Annotated in this window: 26 protein-coding genes and 1 pseudogene; 14 read left to right on the top strand and 13 right to left on the bottom strand. The window is 35.3% G+C overall.

Annotated features, from left to right (window positions below):
- The first annotated feature begins 178 nt into the window (after positions 1-178).
- Positions 179-979: a hypothetical protein gene (locus Q4493_RS17110; RefSeq protein WP_303455306.1), complete on the top strand. Its 801-nt coding sequence runs from the start codon at positions 179-181 to the stop codon at positions 977-979.
- A 14-nt stretch (positions 980-993) separates the two neighbouring features.
- Here the strand turns inward: Q4493_RS17110 and Q4493_RS17105 are convergent, their stop codons facing one another.
- On the bottom strand, positions 994-1,536 hold the full coding sequence (locus Q4493_RS17105) for a sigma-70 family RNA polymerase sigma factor (protein ID WP_303455304.1): 543 nt from the start codon (positions 1,534-1,536) through the stop codon (positions 994-996).
- A gap of 329 nt (positions 1,537-1,865) precedes the next feature.
- On the bottom strand, positions 1,866-2,999 hold the full coding sequence (locus Q4493_RS17100) for a ketoacyl-ACP synthase III (RefSeq protein ID WP_303455301.1): 1,134 nt from the start codon (positions 2,997-2,999) through the stop codon (positions 1,866-1,868).
- Positions 3,000-3,151: 152 nt separating this feature from the next.
- Between Q4493_RS17100 and Q4493_RS17095 the strand changes: the two are divergent.
- From Q4493_RS17095 to Q4493_RS17080, 4 genes and pseudogenes are all read left to right on the top strand, one after another.
- A pseudogene (locus Q4493_RS17095) lies at positions 3,152-3,415 on the top strand (hypothetical protein).
- Positions 3,416-3,437: 22 nt separating this feature from the next.
- Complete coding sequence (locus Q4493_RS17090) at positions 3,438-3,653, top strand: dodecin (protein WP_303455299.1); 216 nt, start codon at positions 3,438-3,440, stop codon at positions 3,651-3,653.
- 113 nt (positions 3,654-3,766) lie between these two features.
- Positions 3,767-5,632, top strand: coding sequence for a bifunctional acetyl-CoA hydrolase/transferase family protein/GNAT family N-acetyltransferase (locus Q4493_RS17085; protein WP_303455296.1), 1,866 nt, complete (start codon positions 3,767-3,769; stop codon positions 5,630-5,632).
- Between the two features lie 27 nt (positions 5,633-5,659).
- Positions 5,660-6,583, top strand: coding sequence for a histone deacetylase family protein (locus Q4493_RS17080; protein WP_303455294.1), 924 nt, complete (start codon positions 5,660-5,662; stop codon positions 6,581-6,583).
- A gap of 108 nt (positions 6,584-6,691) precedes the next feature.
- Here Q4493_RS17080 and raiA read toward each other — a convergent pair whose 3' ends face one another.
- Positions 6,692-7,027, bottom strand: coding sequence for a ribosome-associated translation inhibitor RaiA (raiA, locus tag Q4493_RS17075; RefSeq protein ID WP_303455292.1), 336 nt, complete (start codon positions 7,025-7,027; stop codon positions 6,692-6,694).
- Positions 7,028-7,251: 224 nt separating this feature from the next.
- Positions 7,252-8,139: a LysR family transcriptional regulator gene (locus Q4493_RS17070; RefSeq protein WP_303455289.1), complete on the bottom strand. Its 888-nt coding sequence runs from the start codon at positions 8,137-8,139 to the stop codon at positions 7,252-7,254.
- Positions 8,140-8,311: 172 nt separating this feature from the next.
- On the opposite strand from Q4493_RS17070, the gene Q4493_RS17065 reads away from it, so the two are divergent.
- The 4 genes from Q4493_RS17065 (at position 8,312) to lnt (ending at position 11,347) form a co-directional block, all read left to right on the top strand.
- The gene (locus Q4493_RS17065; RefSeq protein ID WP_303455287.1) at positions 8,312-8,797 is read left to right on the top strand and encodes a VOC family protein; all 486 of its coding nucleotides are present in this window, start codon (positions 8,312-8,314) and stop codon (positions 8,795-8,797) included.
- 191 nt (positions 8,798-8,988) lie between these two features.
- Positions 8,989-9,519 (top strand): archaeosortase/exosortase family protein, encoded by a 531-nt coding sequence (locus Q4493_RS17060; RefSeq protein WP_303455284.1) that lies wholly within the window; start codon positions 8,989-8,991, stop codon positions 9,517-9,519.
- Between the two features lies 1 nt (position 9,520).
- Positions 9,521-9,718, top strand: coding sequence for a hypothetical protein (locus Q4493_RS17055; protein WP_303455281.1), 198 nt, complete (start codon positions 9,521-9,523; stop codon positions 9,716-9,718).
- A 9-nt stretch (positions 9,719-9,727) separates the two neighbouring features.
- A complete protein-coding gene (gene lnt / locus Q4493_RS17050; protein WP_368506792.1) occupies positions 9,728-11,347 on the top strand; it encodes an apolipoprotein N-acyltransferase in 1,620 nt (539 codons plus the stop codon).
- On the opposite strand, the gene Q4493_RS17045 is transcribed toward lnt, so the two are convergent.
- From Q4493_RS17045 to Q4493_RS17025, 5 genes are all read right to left on the bottom strand, one after another.
- Positions 11,344-11,517: a DUF3545 family protein gene (locus Q4493_RS17045; protein ID WP_303455279.1), complete on the bottom strand. Its 174-nt coding sequence runs from the start codon at positions 11,515-11,517 to the stop codon at positions 11,344-11,346. The genes lnt and Q4493_RS17045 overlap by 4 nt on opposite strands.
- 104 nt (positions 11,518-11,621) lie before the next feature.
- Positions 11,622-12,458, bottom strand: coding sequence for an HDOD domain-containing protein (locus Q4493_RS17040; RefSeq protein WP_303455276.1), 837 nt, complete (start codon positions 12,456-12,458; stop codon positions 11,622-11,624).
- 156 nt (positions 12,459-12,614) lie between these two features.
- Positions 12,615-13,298, bottom strand: coding sequence for a glutathione S-transferase family protein (locus Q4493_RS17035; protein WP_303455271.1), 684 nt, complete (start codon positions 13,296-13,298; stop codon positions 12,615-12,617).
- Positions 13,299-13,415: 117 nt separating this feature from the next.
- Positions 13,416-13,739, bottom strand: coding sequence for a DUF6172 family protein (locus Q4493_RS17030; RefSeq protein ID WP_303455268.1), 324 nt, complete (start codon positions 13,737-13,739; stop codon positions 13,416-13,418).
- 139 nt (positions 13,740-13,878) lie between these two features.
- On the bottom strand, positions 13,879-14,835 hold the full coding sequence (locus tag Q4493_RS17025) for a DUF808 domain-containing protein (protein ID WP_303455266.1): 957 nt from the start codon (positions 14,833-14,835) through the stop codon (positions 13,879-13,881).
- A gap of 146 nt (positions 14,836-14,981) precedes the next feature.
- On the opposite strand from Q4493_RS17025, the gene Q4493_RS17020 reads away from it, so the two are divergent.
- Both Q4493_RS17020 and Q4493_RS17015 read left to right on the top strand, forming a co-directional pair.
- Complete coding sequence (locus Q4493_RS17020; protein WP_303455263.1) at positions 14,982-15,359, top strand: GntR family transcriptional regulator; 378 nt, start codon at positions 14,982-14,984, stop codon at positions 15,357-15,359.
- A 9-nt stretch (positions 15,360-15,368) separates the two neighbouring features.
- A complete protein-coding gene (locus Q4493_RS17015) occupies positions 15,369-16,223 on the top strand; it encodes a hypothetical protein (protein ID WP_303455261.1) in 855 nt (284 codons plus the stop codon).
- Between the two features lie 88 nt (positions 16,224-16,311).
- Here the strand turns inward: Q4493_RS17015 and yeiP are convergent, their stop codons facing one another.
- From yeiP to Q4493_RS17000, 3 genes are all read right to left on the bottom strand, one after another.
- Positions 16,312-16,884, bottom strand: coding sequence for an elongation factor P-like protein YeiP (yeiP, locus tag Q4493_RS17010; protein ID WP_303455259.1), 573 nt, complete (start codon positions 16,882-16,884; stop codon positions 16,312-16,314).
- Between the two features lie 117 nt (positions 16,885-17,001).
- Positions 17,002-17,928: a M14 family metallocarboxypeptidase gene (locus Q4493_RS17005; protein ID WP_303455256.1), complete on the bottom strand. Its 927-nt coding sequence runs from the start codon at positions 17,926-17,928 to the stop codon at positions 17,002-17,004.
- A 276-nt stretch (positions 17,929-18,204) separates the two neighbouring features.
- Positions 18,205-18,396 (bottom strand): hypothetical protein, encoded by a 192-nt coding sequence (locus Q4493_RS17000; protein ID WP_303455253.1) that lies wholly within the window; start codon positions 18,394-18,396, stop codon positions 18,205-18,207.
- A 241-nt stretch (positions 18,397-18,637) separates the two neighbouring features.
- Between Q4493_RS17000 and Q4493_RS16995 the strand changes: the two genes are divergently transcribed.
- The gene (locus Q4493_RS16995; protein WP_303455251.1) at positions 18,638-19,549 is read left to right on the top strand and encodes a LysR substrate-binding domain-containing protein; all 912 of its coding nucleotides are present in this window, start codon (positions 18,638-18,640) and stop codon (positions 19,547-19,549) included.
- A 407-nt stretch (positions 19,550-19,956) separates the two neighbouring features.
- On the opposite strand, the gene Q4493_RS16990 is transcribed toward Q4493_RS16995, so the two are convergent.
- Complete coding sequence (locus tag Q4493_RS16990) at positions 19,957-20,973, bottom strand: WD40 repeat domain-containing protein (RefSeq protein WP_303455249.1); 1,017 nt, start codon at positions 20,971-20,973, stop codon at positions 19,957-19,959.
- A gap of 146 nt (positions 20,974-21,119) precedes the next feature.
- Between Q4493_RS16990 and Q4493_RS16985 the strand changes: the two genes are divergently transcribed.
- The gene (locus Q4493_RS16985; protein ID WP_303455245.1) at positions 21,120-21,605 is read left to right on the top strand and encodes a VF530 family DNA-binding protein; all 486 of its coding nucleotides are present in this window, start codon (positions 21,120-21,122) and stop codon (positions 21,603-21,605) included.
- Between the two features lie 80 nt (positions 21,606-21,685).
- Positions 21,686-22,543 (top strand): PA4780 family RIO1-like protein kinase, encoded by an 858-nt coding sequence (locus Q4493_RS16980; RefSeq protein ID WP_303455243.1) that lies wholly within the window; start codon positions 21,686-21,688, stop codon positions 22,541-22,543.
- Positions 22,544-22,903 lie beyond the last annotated feature (360 nt).

The raw sequence follows: 22,903 nt of genomic DNA, 5'->3' as shown, positions 1-22,903 counted from the left end.
TTAATTAAAAAAAGGTCAAATTAGCCTAACAAAAAGCAAGTTGTAAAATGAACTAAATAGCATCACTTTACTCTGAAGCTGTAGACACATTTATTAACGTAAATTCATTTGACCTCAAAGATAAAAATTTACACTATAAGTAAAAATAATCAGAACATAACAATTAAAAGGATCTTCTGTGAAATTAAACTTTTCATCTATTACTCTGATCACATCAATTTTCACGCTATCGAGCTTTAATGTATCCGCTAATGGGCTCACTGACTTACAATCAAGTTTAATAAAGTTAACGGGAAATACGCCAATATCGGCTGTCGTGGAATCAGCTTATACAGAAAAACGTGGAAAGAAGAAAAAGCAGAAAACTAGAAAAGGCCTCATTCAAGTTAATTTAACTGAAGATAATCAAGGGTTAAAACTCATTTATAGTAATGAAACAATTAAAAAGCTTGAGCTAGAAGCTGAACAAAAAGAGCAAGATGAAGACGCCAATACCCCTACTTTAAATGCCGTGAATGGTGTTGGCGTTGCCGAAATGAGTAGTATGTTATCTGCCGCCCCTAATTTGTTACGGACTTTAAAAAAAGCCACCTTTATTAATGAAGAAATTGTCACACATAATGAGGTAGACGTTCGTCAACTTAATTTTTCATTACCTTTAGAAGCAATCATAGATAATAAAGAAGTACATGAATACGTTGATGAATTTCAAAGTGAGTTTAGCGTATTAATCAATAAAAGTGGCGTTCCTATTGAATCATCAATAACCTTTACTGGCAGTGGTAGTGCTTATATTTTTTTTTCTATGGATTTAACACAAACCAATAGGTTTACGTACAAGCTCATCAATAATCGATTAGTTAATATTAAGAAAACATTTCAGAGTAAACGCAGTTCTACCTGGGGAGATACCGAATCTGAAGGCTATAAAATTTTAGTCCCGCAAGTCGAAAATTCAGTGTTAACTGCTTTAAATTAAACAAAGGCTATCATTTATTGGCAGCCACACCTTCGTTTACAATAATGAGCAATGCCATGTTCAGAAAAGTCAAACTCACAGCAGTTTTTTAACTTTGCTTTGAGTTTACTTTTGCCACGACCTATTCTTGATTTGGTTGCCGATAAAGTCAGTTGATTTTTTTCAGCGATAACAGATTGTTTATACCCGTTAAGCTCACTATCTTCTAGGATTTGACGATATTTTTCATCGAGTTCATTAATTAATAGCTCAAGACATTTATTTAAACTGTTATGATTTGAATGGATTTGTTCATCGGTGGTTAGATCATCTAAGATGATTTGTTGATTCATGTTTTGTCTAACGTTATTTTTCCGATAATAATCATAAATGGTATTTCGACAAATCGTATAAAGCCATGAAAGCAATTTTTCTTTATCTTCAACTTGTTCTATACGTTGATGAACCTTAATAAATACTTCTTGTAATATATCTTCAGCAATGTCTTTTGCTCCGACTTGCTTGACAATATAATTTAATAATTGCTGATGAAAATCACGCCACATTTGCTCAACCAAAACAATCACCTCCAGGTATATCAGCGCTAAATCATCATAAGCGCTGATATGTCATATTTAATTAAATAACTTGCTCTTTATAAACACTCTCCTTAAATGGTTAATGTTCTTTGTCCTCATTGCAGCAACTATCACTTTGATTTGTTTGACAGTGACAATCGCTATTACATTGACAATTTTCACATTCAATACATGTACACGCATCACAACTACAGGCTGATTTTTTCGCTTCATTTAACATAAATAATCCTCTTTAACAGTTAATCTCATCTATAAAGACGGTCAAAAAATAAAAAGGATGCAATTAATTATGTTTTACGTGTGATTTCTTAAGAATGATTCGTCTTTTTACTGTTGATAATATTTTCTACTAATTCTAATCCCGAATAATTACAAGGCGGTAACTCAACTTTAGACTCCTTCACAGGTGATGTTCGTTGACCAAATTTAATAATATGAGCACTCCAGGTTAACCCGCCACCAAAGGCAGGTAAAAGAATATGACTCTCCGACGTTACTCTTTGTTCTTCAATCGCTTCAACGAAAGCAACCAGAGCTGTTGCTGCAGACATGTTGCCATAGCGATGAATATTAATAAAAACATCATCTTTATTTAACGACAGTTTTTTGGCCAGAGAATCAATGATCCGTAAGTTCGCTTGATGAGGTACCACTAAGTCAATATCTTGCGAAGTAAAGTTTAATTTTTCTAACGTTTTATCACAGCCCTGAGCCATGCCCGCCACTGCTTTTTTGAAAATTTCTTGTCCTAGAAATGCCCATCTTGAATCACCAAGGACTCTTGCTTTATTAGCATATTTCATCCCCCAACCTTCTACAGCTAAAATATCACGCGATTCGCCAAAACAACCTAATGACTCAGCTAAAACCCCTGCCTCTTCTTCACTAGCTTCTAGGTATAAAGCAGCAGCTCCATCACCAAACAACACTGCAACATCCCTATTAGACCAATCCATAATCGGTGAAATAACTTCGGCGCCAATCACTAAAGCCGATTTCACCACACCACTTTTGATCATAGCTGTAGCGGTAGATAAACTATACATACCACTAGTACACGCTGTGTTTACGTCCATACAAGCAGCATTATCTGCGCCTAATAAACGCTGAACATTAGATGCGGCATTAGGGCATAATTCATCAAATGTAGTACTACCAAAAACGATTAATTCAACATCTTGCGCCGTTTTACCTGCAGCAGCTAACGCTTTCTCACAGGCAACATAAGCAAGTTCGCTAACATGTACATGTGAAATTCTCCGCTCTTTCATGCCCGTGCGAGAGGTGATCCACTCATCATTAGTTTCTAAAAATGTCGCTAAATCGTCATTAGATAAAACCGCCGGAGGTAAGCACTTCCCCCACCCTTTAATTGCTGCATATGTCATAGAATACCTATTTATCATTTTTTCGCTGACGCCTTGCATCAACTTACTGTTCATACCAGTTACTTTCCTCAGCATAAAGCCTGTGAAACTCAATGTCTAGGTTGAACACCATTAGGGTTTTAATAATATTTGACTATATTTAGAGGATGTTGATCTTTCGCGGTGAAATTGTGTTCAAGATAAAATCGTTTTAATCGCGGCGAGTAATGAGTAGCCTAGTTATTCTAAGCAAATACTACTCAGCAAAGCGTAAAATAATTTTAGCCGAATCCTTCGGACAGCGTTTGTTGGCCATTTTTAATGGCGTTGCCCCACAAGGATGTGGGGTAAGGTGACTTTGCAGGAGCATAAAGTCTTTATCGCCTTTTTATATGGAACAACCCTATTACAAAGGCTCTGCCTTGTATAAATACCCAACAAAATGCGGCAAAAACAATCTCGAAAGATCAATAGTCCCTAATGTAATTTAAAAATAAAGTTAAGGAATTCACAATGTCAAATCATCACACCTATAAAAAAGTTGAAATGGTTGGTTCTTCAACAACCAGTATTGAAGATGCAATTAATAACGCTTTAGCAGAATGTAATAAAACCCTTAAGAACATGGACTGGTTTGAAGTAACGGAAACACGTGGTCATATCGTTGATGGTGCGGTTGGCCACTTTCAAGTAACACTAAAAATAGGTTTTAAAATAGAAAACAGCTAGTTAACGATAAAAATACATCTTAATCTTGTGTTATATCAAGTATAATGCTGTCGATAAATATTAACATTGGCCTTCAATCATTCATTTGCGTTATTTTAGGAATATGAACATTTATGTCACTCACAAATAAAGCAGGAACTCCGGTTCAATGGGGAGATTTTTTAAAGTCGGGTAATCGGGTGTTTATTGGTTCAAATGCTGCGGTTCCCAATATATTAATTCAAAACCTCATAGATCACAGTGCTAAGCTTCATGATATTGAAACTGTTCACATCCTTACGTTTTCCGATAATATTTGGGCTTTACCTGAGCACAAGGAGCTCTTTAAAGTTAATTCGCTATTTATTGGGGGTAAAAATGTTCGAGAAGCCGTGGCAGAAGGTCGAGCAGATTACACCCCTTGTTTTATTTCAGAAATTCCCACACTTTTTCGCGAGAATATTTTACCACTCGATGCGGCGTTAATTATGGTGAGCCCACCTGACGAATATGGTTATTGCTCGTTAGGTGTAAGTGTTGATGTGGTAGCCTCAGCAGTAAAATCAGCAAAATATGTAATCGCTCAAGTAAATCCAAACATGCCCTGTACTAATGGCCATAGTTTTATACATATCAACCAAATACATGCTTGGCTTGATGGTAAAGAGCCTTTGCCAGAAATCCCTGAGCCCGACATTGACCAAGTTTCAGAGCGAATTGGACAATATGCGGCAATGCTAGTGGAAAATGGTTCAACCATTCAAATTGGTATAGGTAAAATTCCCGCGGCGGTTTTACGTTATCTTGCCAATCATAAAGATTTAGGTGTACACAGTGAAATGATCTCCGATGGCATTATTGATTTAATGCTAAGCGGCGTAATAAACAACCGAAAGAAAACATTTCACAAAGGCAAAACCGTTGTTACATTTTGTATTGGCTCACAGCGATTGTATGATTTTGTCCATAAAAATCAACATGTTGAATTTTACCCATCTGAGCATATAAACTCTCCGGTTAATATTGCTAAAAATGACAATATGGTTTCTATTAACAGTGCTATTGAAGTTGATTTAACCGGCCAAGTAGTGTCCGATTCAATTGGTTATCATTTTTATAGTGGCATTGGCGGCCAAGTTGATTTTGTGCGAGGTGCTTGGCTGAGCAAAGGGGGGAAACCCGTTATTGTCCTGCCCTCAACAACTAAAGATGGTAAAATTTCACGTATTGTTCCGCATGTAACAGAAGGTGGTGGTGTAGTTACCTCAAGAGGCCATGTAGCTTATGTGGTAACAGAATATGGTATTGCAAATTTAATAGGTAAAAGTATTCGAGAACGTGCCTTAGAGCTGATCAGAATTGCTCATCCCAAATTTAGAGAACAGTTGTTAAAAGATGTGCGTAAAAATTATTGGGTGCCTGAGTATCAAGATAATACCCCAACATCTGTCCCCGAATTAGGCGCCATTGAATTTAAAAAATACACGTTTTCAGGTGATAGCTATATTTTAAGACCGTTAGGCCCTGCCGACGAACGTAAACTGCAAGAGTTTTTTTATTCTCATACTAAAGAAACCTTAATGATGCGATATAATCATCACGCAACACAAATGACACGGGAAAAATCTTGTAATTTAGTTAGTGTTGACCAACATAAAGATCTTGCCTTATGTTTTACTCAACAAGAACATCTTGGTGAAGTGATACAAGCAGTTGGGCGATATTATTATATTGAGTCAACGAATGCTGCAGAGGTGGCCTTTGTGATCAGAGAAAGCCAACGGGGCAAAGGTATGGCAACGACACTTTTACTTCAAATCATCAAAATAGCCAAAAAACGAGGACTTGCAAAATTACTTGCCTGTGTCAGACGAGACAATGCTCCTATGTTGAAAGTTTTTGAAAATACTGGTTTTATTCGCGGTTACTCGGAAGACTTCGATGAAGTTGCTTTAACCTTTGATTTACTCGATACCGATAAAGCAAATGAGACACAATAATAATTATAAATGTTTTAAGGAAATTTTATGACGGTTGGACTACTTAGCCATCATCGCTGTAACGGGCATAATATGGGAGAATATCATCCAGAATCTCCTGCTCGCTTAGGCGCTATTCAAGATCAACTAATTCGTAGTGGTTTAGAATACGTTGTCAAACAAATTGATGCCACGCCACTTGATCGTCAGTTGTTATCACTTGCTCACGATGAAGATTATATAGAACACATTTTTGAAAATGCGCCTAAAGAAGGACTTTTCAGACTCGATGATGATACCGCGATGAGCTCAAAATCATTAGAAGCAGCGCTTTATTCGGCCGGTGCTGCAAAAGATGCTGTAGACTTAGTTATGTCTAATACTCTTTCTTCTGCATTTTGTATTACTCGCCCACCTGGGCATCATGCTGAACGCAATAAAGGCATGGGATTTTGTATTTTTAATAATATCGCAATAGCTTCAGAATATGCCAAGAAACACTATAAATTAAAACGGGTTGCTATTGTTGATTTTGATGTGCATCACGGCAACGGTACTGAAAATATCATCAAAGATAAAAAAGGCACATTATTTTGTTCTTCGTATCAATACCCTTTTTATCCTTTTGAAATGCAAGAAAATGATACACCACCTATAATTAATACCCCGCTTGCCGCCACAACAAAAGGTCCAGAATTTAGAGAAATAATTGCCGAGAAATGGTTACCGGCACTGAGAAAATTTAAGCCTGAAATGATCTTTATTTCCGCCGGCTTTGATGCGCATATTGAAGATGAAATGTCGCAAGTAAGTTTAACCGAACAAGATTATCGTTGGGTAACCGATGAGGTAAAACTAATTGCAGAGCAATACAGTAAAGGTCGAATCATTTCTGTGTTGGAAGGAGGCTATTCCTTAAGCGCGTTAGGCCGCTGTGCTGTTGCACATATTAATGGCTTAATTGGTCATTAGCCTTAAAAGATTTTCATGAAGTAAAGAAAAAGGCTATTCAAGTCATTGAATAGCCTTTTCGCATTAATCAACCTTAATTAACTTAAGTTAAGTTAAACAGCCAGAAGCTTAAACAGGCATAAATCCATCAGACTGTTTCACCTGATACTTTTCATTTAGTTTCTTTTTCAGGACACCTTTTCGATGTTTAAGCGCCGCTTGCAACTTTTTAGACGCGGCAGCTATAGCTGAATATAATTCTTTTCCAGACGCTTTCACTGAAACTTTTTGTCCTTCATACAAAGTAGTTACTTCCAGTTTTTGTTCATGGGGTTCTACAGTGATAACGGAGTCGATTGTCATTAAATCGGGGAAATGTTTTGCTATTTTAGCAAATTTGTTTTCGATAGCTTGTTTAATTGCTTCAGTAATTTCAACATGGTGACCTGATATAGTTATTTTCATAATACAACCTTCTTAAAAGTTAACAGTATATTGAGGAGATAATCAGTATGACTTAACGCCTATTAAATATACTCTGGGCTAACTAAAATAAAACAATGGTAAAAAGAGTTTATTTTTAAAACAAATGTATATAAATATTTCAAGGTTATAGTGAAAATGAATAAGTAGAAGGGCCACTGCGATGAGCGCCTAACTGGTTTCCTAAAAACCCTCAGAACACTTATTTATTCCATCATAGTTTGCAGAAAATTGTGTAGCGTATTGTATCGTTTAGGTAATTCACGGCCTTTTTTTTGTACGCGATATAACGCTTCTATCACAGGTTTCGCGGGCTTGAAAATCGTTATTAATGCTTTATTTTCAAAACTTTCAACCGCACTTTTGGGCAAAACAGTAAAACCTAAACCTTTAGCAACAGGCTGTAATATTTGATTAATTTGATTGATTGCGCCAGCGTTAGGAATATCGTTAAACTCTAATTGATGTAAGCTAACTTCCTGACTTTGTAAAAAATATAACGATAAATAATGTTCGGCATCTGGGTGAGCAATTAATCCAATGTTTTTTAATGTATTCCCAATGTCCCCCTGTATTTCAACAGCCTTTGGCAGCACTAAGCACAATTCTTCTTGACCGACTTCTAATGCATCAAATAATTTTTTATTCGGAACGTCTGTTACTAAGCCGTAATCAATCAGACCTTGTTGAATTTCGGTTAAAATAATGTGATTGGGCGCGGCTTTTAACTGTATGGTTAATAAAGGATACTTAGCCTGCAATGCTAATAATTTAGGATACAAGGTTAATGCTAACGCGCCAGAGCAAGCCAATGAGCAACAGCCTGAATATGGATCATCAAACGATAGTTTTTCTAGCAGGGCTAACTCATTTTTCGCCGATTCATTGGCGTAGTGATAAACCATTCTCCCCTGCTCTGTTAATTCAAAGTTTTTTTTACCTCGTTTAATCAATGTATAACCACACGTTTTCTCAAGTTTGCTAATGTGTTGACTCACTCCGGGCTGCGTCATAAATAGTTTTTCTGCCGTTCTTGTGAAATTGCCTGTTTCTATCAAAGTTACAAACGTCTTTAACCACCTTGGATTTATCATTGATTTCTCCTCAACCATTTCACGACAATCCACTAAGTCGAATTATCACAACAAACCACCATAACATATAATTATCATAACAATCACAAATCATAATTATATGTAATTAAAATATATCATTAGAATGGTTTTATCGAAAAGAAAGTCACTTAGTAAATAATTGGAGAATAAAATGAAAATGAATCATATCGGTATTATGGTGGGAGATATGACACAAGCAGTTGAATTTTATACGCAAGTGCTTGGGTTAACGATTGTCATGAACAACACCAAAGTAAAAGAAGAGCGTGAAACCGCCATTGGAAAAATGTGTATTGCAGTATTTGGTGAAGGCTTTAAAGGGTTTAATATCGCCCATTTACTTACCACTGATGGCATAGGTGTTGAGCTATTTGAGATGAATGATCGAGAGCAGCGCCATGAAGTCAACTTTGCACGTTTAGGCATTTTTCATTTTTGTTTACAAACCGATGACTTTGAACGTGTTATGACAAAAACCGAAGAATACGGCGGAAAAGTCAGAATGGACGTGATGCGCTATCACCCAGAAGATGATGCTAAACCAGCTAAAATGGTGTACTTAGAAGATCCGTTTGGTAACTTATTTGAACTTTATTCTCATTCCTATGAAGAAACTTACGCAACTGACTATGAATAATAGCGTACCGTAAACTCCACTTTTAAAGATAACTTGAGCTTTATTTGCTCAAGTTATCAATCACTAAGGAATTATTATCAATACTGCTATTATCAATACAGCATAATGTCGACTAAATATTTCACTAGCTTGTGATATCCATTCACGGCTACACTATTACAATGAAAATCATCAATAAAATTCGCTGACTCATGTCAATATTGTCAAAAGTTGAACAACAAGACGAAGTATCACTTCTTTTAAGGTTCTTTCCTAGGTTTTTACTCTTTATCGTTATTTTTCAAAGCTTAGTTTATTTCATTCATAGTGATCTGTGGTTATCGCAATTCATACAACTTGCACTTGCCAATAATGTCGCTTATATATACCAATTATTTGTAGGATCAATCATAGTTGACGGTAATTTACTTAAACATATAGATTCAACTAGATTTTTAATAGTAGATAACGAATGCACAGGCTTAATGCTGATTGCCAGTGTTAGCGCAGTCATTATGGCGTTAAATCAGCCTATTAATAACAAAATTTTTATGATAATTATTGCGGTACTGATATTACATGTAGAGAATATCATACGAATTAGCCATTTAATGTATGAAATTAAAGAAGAAAGTAATGACTTTGATTTTTATCATCTGTATATTTGGCAATTCATTAACTTCGTCACCGCCCTATTAGTAGTTGTAGGAGTTGAACGATTACCTGGAAATAAAAAGCCGTAAAATGAAAAACATTATCGCTGCCATTTTTATTATCATATGTTTAACCTTTCCTTCGTTAGTCCTCGCTAGTGGTGGCGGCGGAGGTGGTGGTGGCGGCGGAGGTGGTGGTGGCAGCGGTTCAAGCGTTCCAGTACTGAATAACGCTTTGCAAGTCATTTTCGTGGCTTTTATCGCTTTACTTTACCGTCATAAAAAATAGGTTTCACTTATACTAACTCCTCGTAACACCATAAATACCACTAAAATTGAAAATCAATTTTATAGCCTATTTCTTGGGCTAATCTCTGTTTTATTCTTTTACCTCGCCTTTCCTAGCGGTGGTTTTGCCATATTAACTTGGTTTACCATGGTGCCAATTATTATTGCACTAAGCAAAGTTACGCTACGTAATGCTTTTATGTTGGGATTGTTATCCGCTACTTTAGGTTGGTTATGCAGCATTTGGTGGGCCGTTTACGGTGTTGCTGCAATCACGTTTTCTGCTCCTAATATTGTATTACCTATTGTCTTTATATTTTGTCTAATCTCTGCAATACCTTATGCATGTGCATGCTGGCTGCACGTACGCTTTCAATTTGGCCAAACACTATCGGGCGCTTTTTTCTCGGCAACAATTTTTACGGTCGTCGTAAATTACGTTCCTCATATATTACCGGGTAACCTCGCACATGCTTTATACCTTCAACCCATATTTACTCAATTAGCGGATTTAGGAGGAGTCGCGTTAGTCTTTTTTCTTATTCATTGCATCAACATACTCATTGCTAACGGCATTAGTCTATTAAAAACTAATAAAACCAAATCACTGCAATGTTTTGTCATGGCATTAGTTTTATTTATGACAAATCTTGGTTATGGCTTCTATAAAAAGTATGAGATTTATACTGACACGCCAGCAGAAATAAAGCGCTCAAGGCAAGAGGAAAATGTATCTCAAGAAAAAAGCCTACGCTTAGCTATTGTGCAACCAAATATCAATATTACTAATAGAACACGTGCTGATTGGCTAGAGGCACAAGAAAAGCTCAAACAACTGCTTTTAAAGATAGAAAAAGAACAAAACATTGATTTAATTGTATTTCCTGAAGTACCTGTTCCTATTTCTTATCGTTATTACAAAGAGGATCAAGACTTTTTCAAATCCTTGTTAAAAAACACTTCGCTATTGTTAACATCCATTAAACCCCTTGCTGAAACTGACAACAATAACGCTGGTTATTTTAATACCATGGAGCTTATTGAAGAGAATTCAGTCAAACAAGATTATGCTAAGCAAGTGTTGTTACCCTTTGGGGAGTATCTACCTTTCGAGAAACAATTACCTTGGTTAAGAGAAATATTTCCATTTGCGCCGAATTATCAACCAGGTAATCAATCAACTTTATTTGAGATAAAAAATTCTCAAGGCAGTAGTTTCAAAGCGATACCTCTGATTTGTTATGAGGCTGTTTTTTCAGGGGCAGCTGCCAAAGGTGTTGACCAAGGCGGAGAGTTTTTGATCAATAGTTCAAATGATGCTTGGTTTTATCATACCGCAGGCAAACGAGTTCATTTGGCCCTTTCCCTCTTTCGAAGTATTGAATATCGAAAATACCTTGTGAGAACAACTAATACTGGACTTACTGCTGTCATAGGTCCATTTGGGAATATTATAAAAGGCTCACAAATTAAAGAGAATATTCAAGGTTATTCTGTTATTGATATACCGATAAATAACCAAACAAGTTTTTATCAGCAACACCCCAATTTAATTAAAAATATTTTGTTATTACTTAGCTTTTCTATTGTGATTTTTACTAGAAAAAAACCAACAGAAGCTAACATTTAAAAAGAATATTGTTCCATTTCCTCTATTTGCTTTTTCAAGCGACGCTTTTCTTTAATGGATTCAATTTCGCGCCATTTTCGTTTGCTTGTTTTTCCTTTATTTCTTGTTTCTTTTTCAGAAAAATCTTCATCATTAATAAAATCAAAATCATCCCAATTAAATTTGTTCATTTGTACTCTCCACAATAATTTATAGGGGAAAGATAAAAGTAAAAGATGACAATTATTTTACACTTAAATGAACAATCAATGACGGTTAAATGAAAACAAAGAAATTAAATAACATTCAATGCTGACATAATTGCCATACCTTCTACATTACAAAACTCAAGCGCTTGCTCAATGTCATCAGGGGTTAATGACAGATCTTCTAATAAATGTTGACCTAAAAAAGTTTTCTTTGAATACATACCAGGATGGGAGTTGATCAATGCCAATCGGGTCGTGATAAAAAGTAACGTTGATTTTTTATCAAGGTCTTCATTATAGGCATCTTTATATAATGCAATGGGATCAATAATACTTGTTGGTAATTGCCATAATGATAATAATTCAGCACTGCATTGTGAAAACGTAAAACCAAAAGCATCAAGTTGGCGATCCCATGGCGTCTCCTCTTTATCATACCCCTCACAATACTGAACTTTTTTCGGGCTTGTGTGAACAATTGCCAGCTCACCAATGTTATGTAAGAGTCCTGATAAGAACATGGAGTCAGCATTTTCAAGTTTAATTTTTCTTGCTAAAAATTTAGTTAGTAACGCACAATCAACACTAATTTCCCAAAATTTGTCCATATCAACAATATTAGGATCTAAGCCTGAAAATGCCGCGGTGACACCATAGGTTTCAATTAACGTGTGTACTTCTTTAATTCCTAAAATCATCAGTGCTCGGTCTATAGAATCAACTTCTTTAGGGAAGTTAAATAACGCACTGTTGGCAATTTTGAGTAAATTTGAGGCTAAAGCTGGCTCTAACGAGATTAAAGCAGAAATGTCTGCAAGCGTTGCGCTATCGTCAGCAAGTAATTCTTTAAGTTTAAGATAAATATCAGGTAATACACATAATTCTTGAGCTTTCGTAGCATATTCATGAGCACTTATTGACATATAATTCTTCCATTTTTTACCGCATTATTTTCTTTAAAAATAACACCAATGATTAAGAAAGGATAGTCGATGACTGGCTTTGTGAAAAATTTTCCTTTAAAGAACAACACTCTTTCACATCAGTCAATTTTTGTCAGCAATTCCAGTGATTAATAATTACCAGTTTTTCGGAGCAATCAATATTTTATTTACGCTTTCACGTGCCATTAATGAATTTAGATAGTTGCGCACAGTGAGGGAATCATGAATCAAATTAAACGGAGCAGGTAACCCAGATAAATAATGAAGTATGGGGGCAAGTAAAACGTCCGCAATAGATAACTGCTCATTATTGAGCGTATCACTTTGCTGAAGTTCATTTTCTATGATGACAAGTGCCTCACGAGCTGCTTGTTGCCTAGATTCAACTACATCAAGTCTCACGTTACCTTGATCTCCTTTCGGAAAAACAAACTCTAATAAATAATCTCTAATCAACGCTTTATCTAGATAGATTGAAATAATGGCACTAAACGCATCGATTCGCGCCATTTGATGAGTAGTGAAATTCAATGACGATTTTGGCATAAAAGTCGTTTGAATGTAGCGGCATATCGAAGCTGTTTCACAAAGAATGAAGGTTTGATGTTTAACAATAGGAAACTTTCCATAAGGGTGTAATTTAAAGTGCTGCTCACTTTTAAGTTCCACCATTTCACCTGCAAAATTTAAACCTGTGCAATAATCAATTTGATACTCTTCACATAACACCATAATGCTACGAACAAAATTTGAGAAACTTGGACCATAAATTTCGACCTTATTAAACGCTTTAATTTCAGCAGAAGCCTGACTTGTCATTCAAAGGTTCCTTAAAGCCAATGTCATTTTAATACAAATTCAAATAAGTTTGTAACTTAGGTTATATTCTTCTTTATCAATGATAGTTGCTATTTACTTTTACTGATGGAAGAAACCTTACTCTTCAAAATCAGCTTCATCAATCTCACTTTCTGGGGCTTGAAATTGGCGATTAGCCATTTTAACCATTACTTCAACATAAAATGACTCTTCACCTGAAGCAACCGCTGCATCTATTGCTTTATTAATAGCTGAAACATGGACGACATCAGCCGTAGGTTCAGTTAAACCAAATTTGCAATCAAAGTCCCAATAATCAGCACCTTCAGGTAAGGTTTTATTTCGCTCTCTTTTTATATATTTTTTAATTTCACTTTTAATAGCATCAACTCGACGAGCTGGTTTAATTTTAGGGTGAGTGATTTGAAACGTTTTTTTCATGTAAATCCTGTCAATAAAATAAGCAAAAGACCCTTAAATAGCCTTAAGGATAGGTTGAGTATTTTACGCTGTATTTTAAATGATAGCTAATAAAGAACTTATTTCTAGAACATTATTTTTTTAATAATAACTCTAGCACTCAATTACTTTTTGAAAAATGCCGTTGTGACTTCATTTTAGCAAAGCTGAAAAACATCATATAAATAAATAATCCCGCAAGTAACCCTATAAAGCCTTCAAAGATAAAAGGCATAACAATATCGGTTAATCTCCCACCAAAGCTATGGCACCATTGAACAAAAGACTCAAGGTTGTGATGCAACCAAGTAAAGCTATGAACTAAAATTCCACCACCAACAAGAAACATCGCAATTGTGCCAACTACCGTTAAAGTTTTCATCAATAAAGGAGCAAATATTAATATTCCTCGCCCAATACTTCGTTGCAATGTATTAAACCTTCCTGAGACTGATTTTCGTAATAAATATAACCCTAAATCATCGAGTTTAACTATGGCAGCAACAAAACCATAAACACCGATGGTGAATGCAATAGCTAAACCAGAAAGTACTAAAATTTGAGTCTGAAAAGGCTCTTCTGTCACTGAGCCTAATACAATCACAATAATTTCTGCCGACAAAATGAAGTCTGTTCTAATTGCTCCCTTAATTTTATTTTTTTCTAATGCCACTAAATCGACATTTTTATCGGCTATATGTTTAAGTTTTTCAATATGTTTAGTTTTAGCATCGTCATGGTTTAAAAAAAATTTATGGCTAATTTTTTCTGCTCCTTCAAAGCATAAGAACAAAGCCCCCAAAATCATTAGCACGGTAATTAAGGGAGGATAAATAGCACTTAAAAGTAACGCCGCAGGTACCAAAATCAATTTATTTAGCAATGAGCCTTTTGCAACCGCCCATACTACCGGAAGCTCCCTTTCAGCTTTAACTCCTGATACTTGCTCGGCATTTAAGGCAAGGTCATCACCTAACACACCCGCAGTCTTTTTCGCGGCAACCTTAGACAAAATAGCAACATCATCTAAAACTGTCGCAATATCATCAATTAGGACTAATAAGCTTGAACCCGCCATTTGCCTTCCTTTAAACATTAAAACCAATATTATAAATCACTTATAGCATGAATGAGCTGTTCTCACAGTTTATCTAGAGTTTTTCTTGCAAAACCAAAAAACCAGTTGTACCATTACATCGAATGGAACAACTAACATGAGTGATTATGGATATTGAAATTAATATTGAAGATTCGCTACCAATATTTGCACAACTAGTAGAGCAAATTAAATCAGCCGTACAATCAGAAAAAATTAAACCGGGTGATGCGCTACCGTCAATTCGGCAATTAGCCAATGATTTGGATATAAATAGCAAAACTGTCGCTAAGGCATATCAATTATTGGAAAGAGATTCAGTCATAAAATCAAAAGGTTATAGAGGAACATTTATTCATGAAGAAGCAATCCACCATACAAACTTTGATATTAACCATTGGATCACAACAAAATTGGCAGAAACAGTGTCATTACTAAGAACATCAGGGGCAACTGATTCTGAAATTAGAAAAGCTTTCACTAACGTGATGAACAACAAACATTAAGGAACAATCATGAGCATAATAGTTATTATACTTTTAGCATTAATTAGCCAAGTATGGTTAATTTCGTACTTTTATCCCAAGCAAGTTGTTAAACGCATTAATTACGTGCTAACTCATTGCCCGGAACATGAGTTTCCTAAGCTATACCCAGTTCCAAGCAAACGCATCAATACAATAAAGAATATTTATTTAGCTGTTAATTGGCTGTTTGCATTTTTCGGTCTAGGGCTTATTTTTTATTTCGCTTATGTCGTTACAGACTTTAAACAACACTTAAACATATTAGATGATTTACCTTTACTCTTTGGTATGGTTCAATTTTTGCCATTATTTATATTAGAAATATTAGGTCATAAGCATCTAAAATTAATGCGTAACCAATATAGCCAAAGCAATAGGAAAGCAGTTCTTCAACCTAGACGGGTATTTAACTTTGTATCGCCTTATCACGTTGGTTTAGTCGTATTTACCTATTTCATTTTTATACTTTTTGAACTGTATCTAAGTGATTTCACCTTTAATAGTGATGCAAGTATAAAAATTGCGACGGTTACTCTAGTGAATGTTTTATTTACTATTATAGCGATGGCAAATTTATACGGTAAAAAACGAGATCCTTATCAGAGTGAGCATGAAAGAAATAAGCAAACAGCGTTTGTATTTACTTCTTTTGTTTTTATTAGCATTTTTATGACTATTTACTTAATGATGCATTCCTGGGTGAATATTTATGAATTGAATTACGTTGAGATATTAATTAACAGTCTGTATTTTCAAGTAATGGCTCTGTTTAGTATCGGTGCATTATTAGGCCGTTTAAAAGTAGAACAAATAAACTTTAATGTTTACAAGGCTAGCCATTAGATTTTTTGCATGTTCTAAGCAAAAAAGGATATATCTATAATAGATATATCCTTTTTTTGAAGATTTCACAGTAAACTTTACGCAATAATTATTTATCAGCACGTCCCATAAATTTACGCTCTTCAGTATTGATTTTAATTCTATCACCGGTCGAGATATGTTCAGGAACTTGCACCGTTAAACCCGTTGATAAAATAGCAGGCTTGGTTCTAGCAGTTGCAGAGCCACCTTTTATTGATGGGTCTGTTTCAATAATTTCAAGTTCCACGCTAGCAGGGACATCAACACCTACAGGCGAACCATCCACAAGAATAACAGACAAACCTTCTGTCGCTTCAGTAATAAACACCACTTCATCTTCAATAGATGATTTATTTAGGTTATAAGGCGTATAGTCTTCATTATCCATGAATACGTATTCGTCACCATCAATATATGAGAACATTGCCGCACGGCGACTTAAATCAGCAAAGTTAAGCATTTCTGAATCTTTAAAGGTTTCATCAACCTTTCCGCCAGTGACTACATCGTACATTCTCATACGATATAAACTACCACCTGCTCTTCCTTGCGGGACAGAACGTTCAATATCTTTAACAATTAATACTTTACCATTGTGTTCAATTGCTGCATTTTTTTTAATATCACTTGCCTTAGGCATAAACTTTTTCTCTATAAAATAAATTAAATGGAAAATACCATGTTTAGTTGTATTATCAAGCGCTAATACGTTTATATCGTGCGTTAAATCAACAAAACGCTCTTATTACTCTAGAGCCTAAAGAGTTTCATGGCATAAAATATACTCTAATCCACCGGTTATTACGGCCGCTTGAGCGACATTACATTGCTGACTACTTACGGATGGACTATCTGGATACACTTCAGTCGTCGTAACATATTTAGCGTCGGACAACCCCATACATAAACCATATTTTCTGGCGGAATAATTAATCACCCCGTGTTGAGTCACTGGACTACCAATCAATTGGTTATTTTCATCAGCCTCTGCAATATGAGTGACTTTTGAAACGTTCTCAATAATCGCTTTTTGAAACTCAGCTTGAGGTTCAAGTGTGTTACCCACTAAATAAAAGCCATCAGGAATATTCCAATTATCGTGAACAGTTGCATCACGAGCAGCTAGTGCAGGTCTAAACTCAGCGTTATCTGAATCAGTGGTTTCATGTAAATCAAAATGAGCAATTAAGGTTACCTTTAACGATTCTAGGTAAGACATTAAAGAAGCAGACTCTTCAGCAGGACTGTTTTTATAGAAAGACCGGTTCGGATCAATAGCATTAGGATTCCAGCGGTTAATAGTTTCATATCCCCATGGACTCAAACACGGCACGATAAGAAAATTAAAAGTTGACTCATATCGATGTGCATGTTCTTTTGCAAATAATAAAGCGCCTTGAACTCCACTGGTTTCATATCCATGCACGCCGCCCGTTACCAGCACTGTTTTTTTAGCAGGATCAAATGTTTTACTTTTTAAGATAAACAAGGGGTAACGGTTTTCATCAATAGGCAAAGCACCATATTGTTCGATCTCAAAATTATTCGCTAAGTCATTAATTTTCGTTATAACGTCATCGTGGTAGGAACGCTTTATTGATTGAAGCTCAAACCATTGCTGCTTTTCTTCCTTTCCCCAAGCTTCACCTGGCTTACCTATAGGGTAAACGTGCTGTTTATTCATGTACTGCCTTCATTTTCGAATCTGGATGGGTAATTTTTCGAGAGTTTAGCGTTTAAAAAGTGGATTTTCAATCAGAACTATTTCAGCTTTATTGAATGCCTAAACGAAAAAACAGTGAAAAATAAATAAAGAAAAAGCATAGCGTTAATCATTAAAACCAAGCAATATTTGCATTATTTAAAGATAAAACAAACAGTAAAAATAAGGTTAAAAACTTAAGATTAATGAAAGCTCCAGTTTATCTTCAGGTGTAGGTGTATAACCGTAAAATGAATGCTAATGTTTATTTTGTTCATCTTCTTCGTCATCGTCATCGTCCAGAATATCAGGGGTTACTGTATCAACCACTTCAATCGCCCCTCCCACCACAGCAGACGCAACACCAACGGTTGCTGTAACGACAGTACAACCAGCTTGTAAGATTAGTATTAAAAAAAGAAAAGTGATTTTAAGGGTAAAATGTGCCATTTAGTTTCCTCGTTTAATTGATAAATAATGTGTCACAAAGAATATCTAAATACCAATAAAAACACACGAACCTTTACCTAAACAGAAATCACTAACGCTTGTGAGCTTTAATGGTTAACATAAATAAAACGAATGATTAATAGATAAATTAAATTCATCAATAACATTCACATTATCAAGCATACTATGGTAAAAATGCAGACGTTACTTTTTACTTGCTTAATTTAAATGGAATTCAATTGTGGCTAATCCTAAAGCTAAAAAACTCCCTCCCCTACATTTACTCTCGATATTTGAATCCTCCGCGCGCTTGGAAAGCTTTAAGTTAGCGAGCGAAGAACTCTTTCTAACACCTTCAGCAGTCAGTCACCAAATCAAATCTTTAGAAGAATACATTGGAACGCCTTTATTTATTCGAAAAAGCAGAGGAGTAAAATTAAATTCAGCCGGTAAATTGTATTTAAATTATATTCAACAAGGGCTAGATCAAATTGAACAAGGTACAAAGGCAGTAAAACGCAAATACTTATCCCCAAATCTTAAAATTTCAACGTTTGCAACCATGGCAACAAATGTCATTTTGCCTCAGTTAGGCTTATTCCAACAAGCACATCCTGAGATAGGTATTCGCATTGAAACAGGGTTAGACCTCACTGATTTTCGCTACGAAGACTTTGATTTAGCCATTAGAATAGGCAACGGAGATTGGCCGAATGTAAGCATGAAAAAGCTTGTTGATATTAAAGTTGCAGCTTTATGCTCTCAAGAATTTGCCGATAAGCACCAATTAACATCGATAGAGCAAATAAAAGATATTCCGTTAATTGATTTAACGAGTATGGATAACATTTGGCAAACCTGGGCTGAAGCTTCCGGACTCGAAAAAATTACTGTAGAGCATAATTTAACTTTTAACAGTTATGAATCATCATTACATGCCGCAGAACAAGGACTAGGGCTATGTTTGGCTCTAATACCAATAGAAAACTCATTAATAAACCGAAAGGTGTTAATCGATCCTTTTAATCAAACAGTTCCTTTTGGTCGGGCTCTTTACGCAGTTTACCGTGAAGAAGACAAAGACCGACATGATATTCAATGTTTCTTAAATTGGTTAATAAAGTCACCTAATATGATCGATTCAAATGTTTAAACTTCAATTAATAAATAGATGAATCACATTCATCTTTAGTGTGAATATAATCCTTTTGAAACTCACCTAAATTACCACTAACATGCTTGCATCAATCAATTACTGAAGTGAAGTTAGAGGGAATTATGCTTTTATCCATTATTAAATATCTTTATCGAGGGTTATCAACTTTAATCGTTTTTATCCCTATAACCCTAAATGTTATTTATCCATCAAGTATTGTTAGTTCGTTAATTTATATACCTTTATTATCACTGACCTTAACACTATTTTTTATATATTTTGAAAAACAGATGTCACAATATTATTGGTCGATAAAAAAACACGCATGTTTAAATAAAAAACAAGCAAACAATAAAGGATTTAGAGAAAAGTTTTTCTTATGTAGTTATTGTAACGTTAATAACTTACCTAAATAATGAAGCTGGCCATAACTCTAATACCGCATCAGAACTGAGCGTTAGAACATCATCGTTCTCATTTACAGCAAAATCTAATACGGTACTGCCAAAATTATAGGCTTTAATTTCACCCTGACTGATTTCTTTACCTGACATAACGTCCCATAATGAAATTTGATATTTAGATGAAGAGGTTAATAATTTTTTAGCGCTCGATAAAAATAGTGCTTCTCTGAAGTAACGATTTCGTTCGAAATAACTTAAAGATGAAATTTCTTGACCTTTATTAATAGAGAAAAACGTTTGATTATTTAGGGCATCTGACACAAATAATCGTTGAGATAAGTCATCAAATGCCAAGCTAGTGATCCTAAAAGGCTGCTCATTGCTCCAAATCACTTTACCTGATGCTAAATCCCACTTTATTACTTGACCATCAAGTGAAGCTGAGACAAGTTTTTGTTCATTATCACTAAAATTTAAATGATTAACGGGACCATCATGTAATGCAAATTGCGATTTCAGACTATTACTTATATCTACAACAACGATACTGCCTTCAGTAAGACCGATAATAACTTTCGTACCCATTGAGTTAATTAATATTTGGCTAATTTCTGCGTCAGGATCAAAACCTTTGACTCGCCAAGTAAGAGGTTTAAGATTTCCGTTTACCGAAATGAGTGTAACCGAGTGTTTACCTGCAACAACAAGCCACTGGTGGTTATTTGCTAACATCACATAATACTGCTGGTGAGTGAACATAGTGCTCGGCCATTGTTTAATATGCGAATAAGTCGAGTTTTGCCAAAGTGAAACGGTGTTTTTAACGTCTAGAATAACTGAATATTTACCATCACTTGATATATCAGCGTCAACTAAAGCAGATGAGGTCAATTGATGTTGACCATGAGCACGTAAAACATCAGGTTTTTCACAACCAATGAATAAAAAGCTTAATAGCAGAATATAAAGAATGAATAACGTTGGTTTAATTTTTATACGATTTAGCACATTACCCATTATTGTAAACCTGATACAACTATCATACAAAATAGCATAACGAATTAATCTCAATTATCTAACTATTATTTTGCTTCATTTTCTGATCTTAACTGCTCAGCAGTATATAATTAAATCATTCACTTAATAATATATTCAATAAATTTATGAGCACCGACAACGAACAGTTAAACAACCCATTACATGGTTTAAAACTTGATACCTTATTAAATGAATTAGTCAGTCACTACGGCTTTGAAATACTAGCGGAATATACCAATATAAATTGCTTTAAAAACAGAGCGACTATCGCTTCTAGCTTAAAGTTTTTGCGGAAAACAGAATGGGCACGAGAGAAAATTGAACGGTTTTATTTATATAATTACAAGAATTTACCTAAAGCAGATGATACACAATACGAAATTCCGCCTCGTCAACGTATTATTCCAGCTCATCAAAAGCCACGCGAGCCTAAACAATTAATTTTAGGTCAAGCTCCGACACCCAAAACAAAGCGAACCAATAACAATCACTCATTTAACAAAAATGAGCATAATAAAAATCATAAAAAAGTTGATACAAAACAACGTCAAATAAGTACTGACTATCATACAGACAAGCCTTTTGATCCTTGGAGCAATTCGCCAAAATGATCACAATGAATCTAAGAAAGACAGCAATACTGTCTTCTACGATCACCTTAATCAAAACTGACTTTAAGTGTCGCTATTAAATGAAAACACCAAAACGATTACAACCTCTGATTGATGACGGCTTAGTTGATGAAGTGATCAGTCAATTAATGAGTGGAAAAGAAGCCACTGTCTACACAGTTCGCTGTGGCGATGAAGTACGCTGTGCAAAAGTATATAAAGAAGCGAACAAACGTAGTTTTAAAAAAGCGGCTCAATATCAAGAAGGCCGTAAAAGTAGAAATAGCCGCAGAGCCCGTGCCATGGAAAAAGGCTCTAAATACGGTAGAAGCCAACAAGAAGAAGCTTGGCAAAATGCCGAAGTGGATGCTTTGTATCTTTTAGCAACTGCAGGTGTACGCGTTCCAGAGCCATACGGCTGTTTTGATGGCGTGTTATTAATGGAGTTAATCACCGATGAAGAAGGCAATGTAGCATCACGTTTAAATGATGTTGTTATGGATGCAGAGCAAGCTAGAGAAGATCATGAAATTGTAATGATTTATATTATGCGAATGCTCTGTGCAGGGGTGGTTCATGGTGATCTTTCAGAGTTTAATGTATTAGTCGATGAATACGGGCCCGTGATTATTGATTTACCCCAGGCAGTAGATGCTGCGGCAAATAATAACGCCCGTAAAATGCTAGAACGAGATGTTAATAATATGACCACATATTATGGTCAATTTGCTCCAGATCTACTTAAAAGCCATTATGCAAAAGAAATGTGGGCGCTATACGAAAAAAGTGAGCTGACTCCAGAAACTCACCTAACAGGTAAATTCGAAGAGAATAATGAATCTGCCGATGTGGATATGGTAATTGAAGAAATAAAAGCCGCTTATGAAGAAGAGCAAGCACGGCTTGAACGCATTCGAGACGCAGAACAAGCAGAGTAATAATTAACGACTTAATTAATGCCTTCTAATTATAAATATTCAAATAGACTTTTATAAATACAGGTAAAGATTATTCATGAAAATAATCTTTACCTTATTCAGAAAACCCTCCCACACACTTTCAACCTTCGACGCTAAGCATTTCACTTATGAAGAGTATTAAAAATTTTACTCCTTTAGTGAAAGTAGTGTTTTAACGAATAGAAAGTATAACTTGAGATAGATATATTAAATCCAGATAAGCAAAAAACCCGTCACTTTCGTAACGGGCTTTCTTAATAGGAGCCTAGCAATGTCCTACTCTCACATGGGAACTCCCACACTACCATCGGCGCTAACGCATTTCACTACTGAGTTCGG

Source organism: Colwellia sp. 1_MG-2023 (assembly GCF_030546755.1).
GTDB lineage: Bacteria > Pseudomonadota > Gammaproteobacteria > Enterobacterales > Alteromonadaceae > Thalassotalea_H.
The sequence above is the reverse complement of the archived record's forward strand: the minus strand, read 5'-3'. Positions and strand labels throughout refer to the sequence as shown.

Bases quoted from the DNA above. Each gene is read 5' to 3' on its own strand.
- Q4493_RS17100 (WP_303455301.1), bottom strand. From the start codon at position 2,999: ATGAACAGTAAGTTGATGCAAGGCGTCAGCGAAAAAATGATAAATAGG.
- Q4493_RS17090 (WP_303455299.1), top strand. From the start codon at position 3,438: ATGTCAAATCATCACACCTATAAAAAAGTTGAAATGGTTGGTTCTTCA.
- Q4493_RS17085 (WP_303455296.1), top strand. From the start codon at position 3,767: ATGTCACTCACAAATAAAGCAGGAACTCCGGTTCAATGGGGAGATTTT.
- Q4493_RS17080 (WP_303455294.1), top strand. From the start codon at position 5,660: ATGACGGTTGGACTACTTAGCCATCATCGCTGTAACGGGCATAATATG.
- raiA (WP_303455292.1), bottom strand. From the start codon at position 7,027: ATGAAAATAACTATATCAGGTCACCATGTTGAAATTACTGAAGCAATT.
- Q4493_RS17070 (WP_303455289.1), bottom strand. From the start codon at position 8,139: ATGATAAATCCAAGGTGGTTAAAGACGTTTGTAACTTTGATAGAAACA.
- Q4493_RS17065 (WP_303455287.1), top strand. From the start codon at position 8,312: ATGAAAATGAATCATATCGGTATTATGGTGGGAGATATGACACAAGCA.
- Q4493_RS17060 (WP_303455284.1), top strand. From the start codon at position 8,989: ATGTCAATATTGTCAAAAGTTGAACAACAAGACGAAGTATCACTTCTT.
- Q4493_RS17055 (WP_303455281.1), top strand. From the start codon at position 9,521: ATGAAAAACATTATCGCTGCCATTTTTATTATCATATGTTTAACCTTT.
- Q4493_RS17045 (WP_303455279.1), bottom strand. From the start codon at position 11,517: ATGAACAAATTTAATTGGGATGATTTTGATTTTATTAATGATGAAGAT.
- Q4493_RS17040 (WP_303455276.1), bottom strand. From the start codon at position 12,458: ATGTCAATAAGTGCTCATGAATATGCTACGAAAGCTCAAGAATTATGT.
- Q4493_RS17035 (WP_303455271.1), bottom strand. From the start codon at position 13,298: ATGACAAGTCAGGCTTCTGCTGAAATTAAAGCGTTTAATAAGGTCGAA.
- Q4493_RS17030 (WP_303455268.1), bottom strand. From the start codon at position 13,739: ATGAAAAAAACGTTTCAAATCACTCACCCTAAAATTAAACCAGCTCGT.
- Q4493_RS17025 (WP_303455266.1), bottom strand. From the start codon at position 14,835: ATGGCGGGTTCAAGCTTATTAGTCCTAATTGATGATATTGCGACAGTT.
- Q4493_RS17020 (WP_303455263.1), top strand. From the start codon at position 14,982: ATGGATATTGAAATTAATATTGAAGATTCGCTACCAATATTTGCACAA.
- Q4493_RS17015 (WP_303455261.1), top strand. From the start codon at position 15,369: ATGAGCATAATAGTTATTATACTTTTAGCATTAATTAGCCAAGTATGG.
- yeiP (WP_303455259.1), bottom strand. From the start codon at position 16,884: ATGCCTAAGGCAAGTGATATTAAAAAAAATGCAGCAATTGAACACAAT.
- Q4493_RS17005 (WP_303455256.1), bottom strand. From the start codon at position 17,928: ATGAATAAACAGCACGTTTACCCTATAGGTAAGCCAGGTGAAGCTTGG.
- Q4493_RS17000 (WP_303455253.1), bottom strand. From the start codon at position 18,396: ATGGCACATTTTACCCTTAAAATCACTTTTCTTTTTTTAATACTAATC.
- Q4493_RS16990 (WP_303455249.1), bottom strand. From the start codon at position 20,973: ATGGGTAATGTGCTAAATCGTATAAAAATTAAACCAACGTTATTCATT.
- Q4493_RS16985 (WP_303455245.1), top strand. From the start codon at position 21,120: ATGAGCACCGACAACGAACAGTTAAACAACCCATTACATGGTTTAAAA.
- Q4493_RS16980 (WP_303455243.1), top strand. From the start codon at position 21,686: ATGAAAACACCAAAACGATTACAACCTCTGATTGATGACGGCTTAGTT.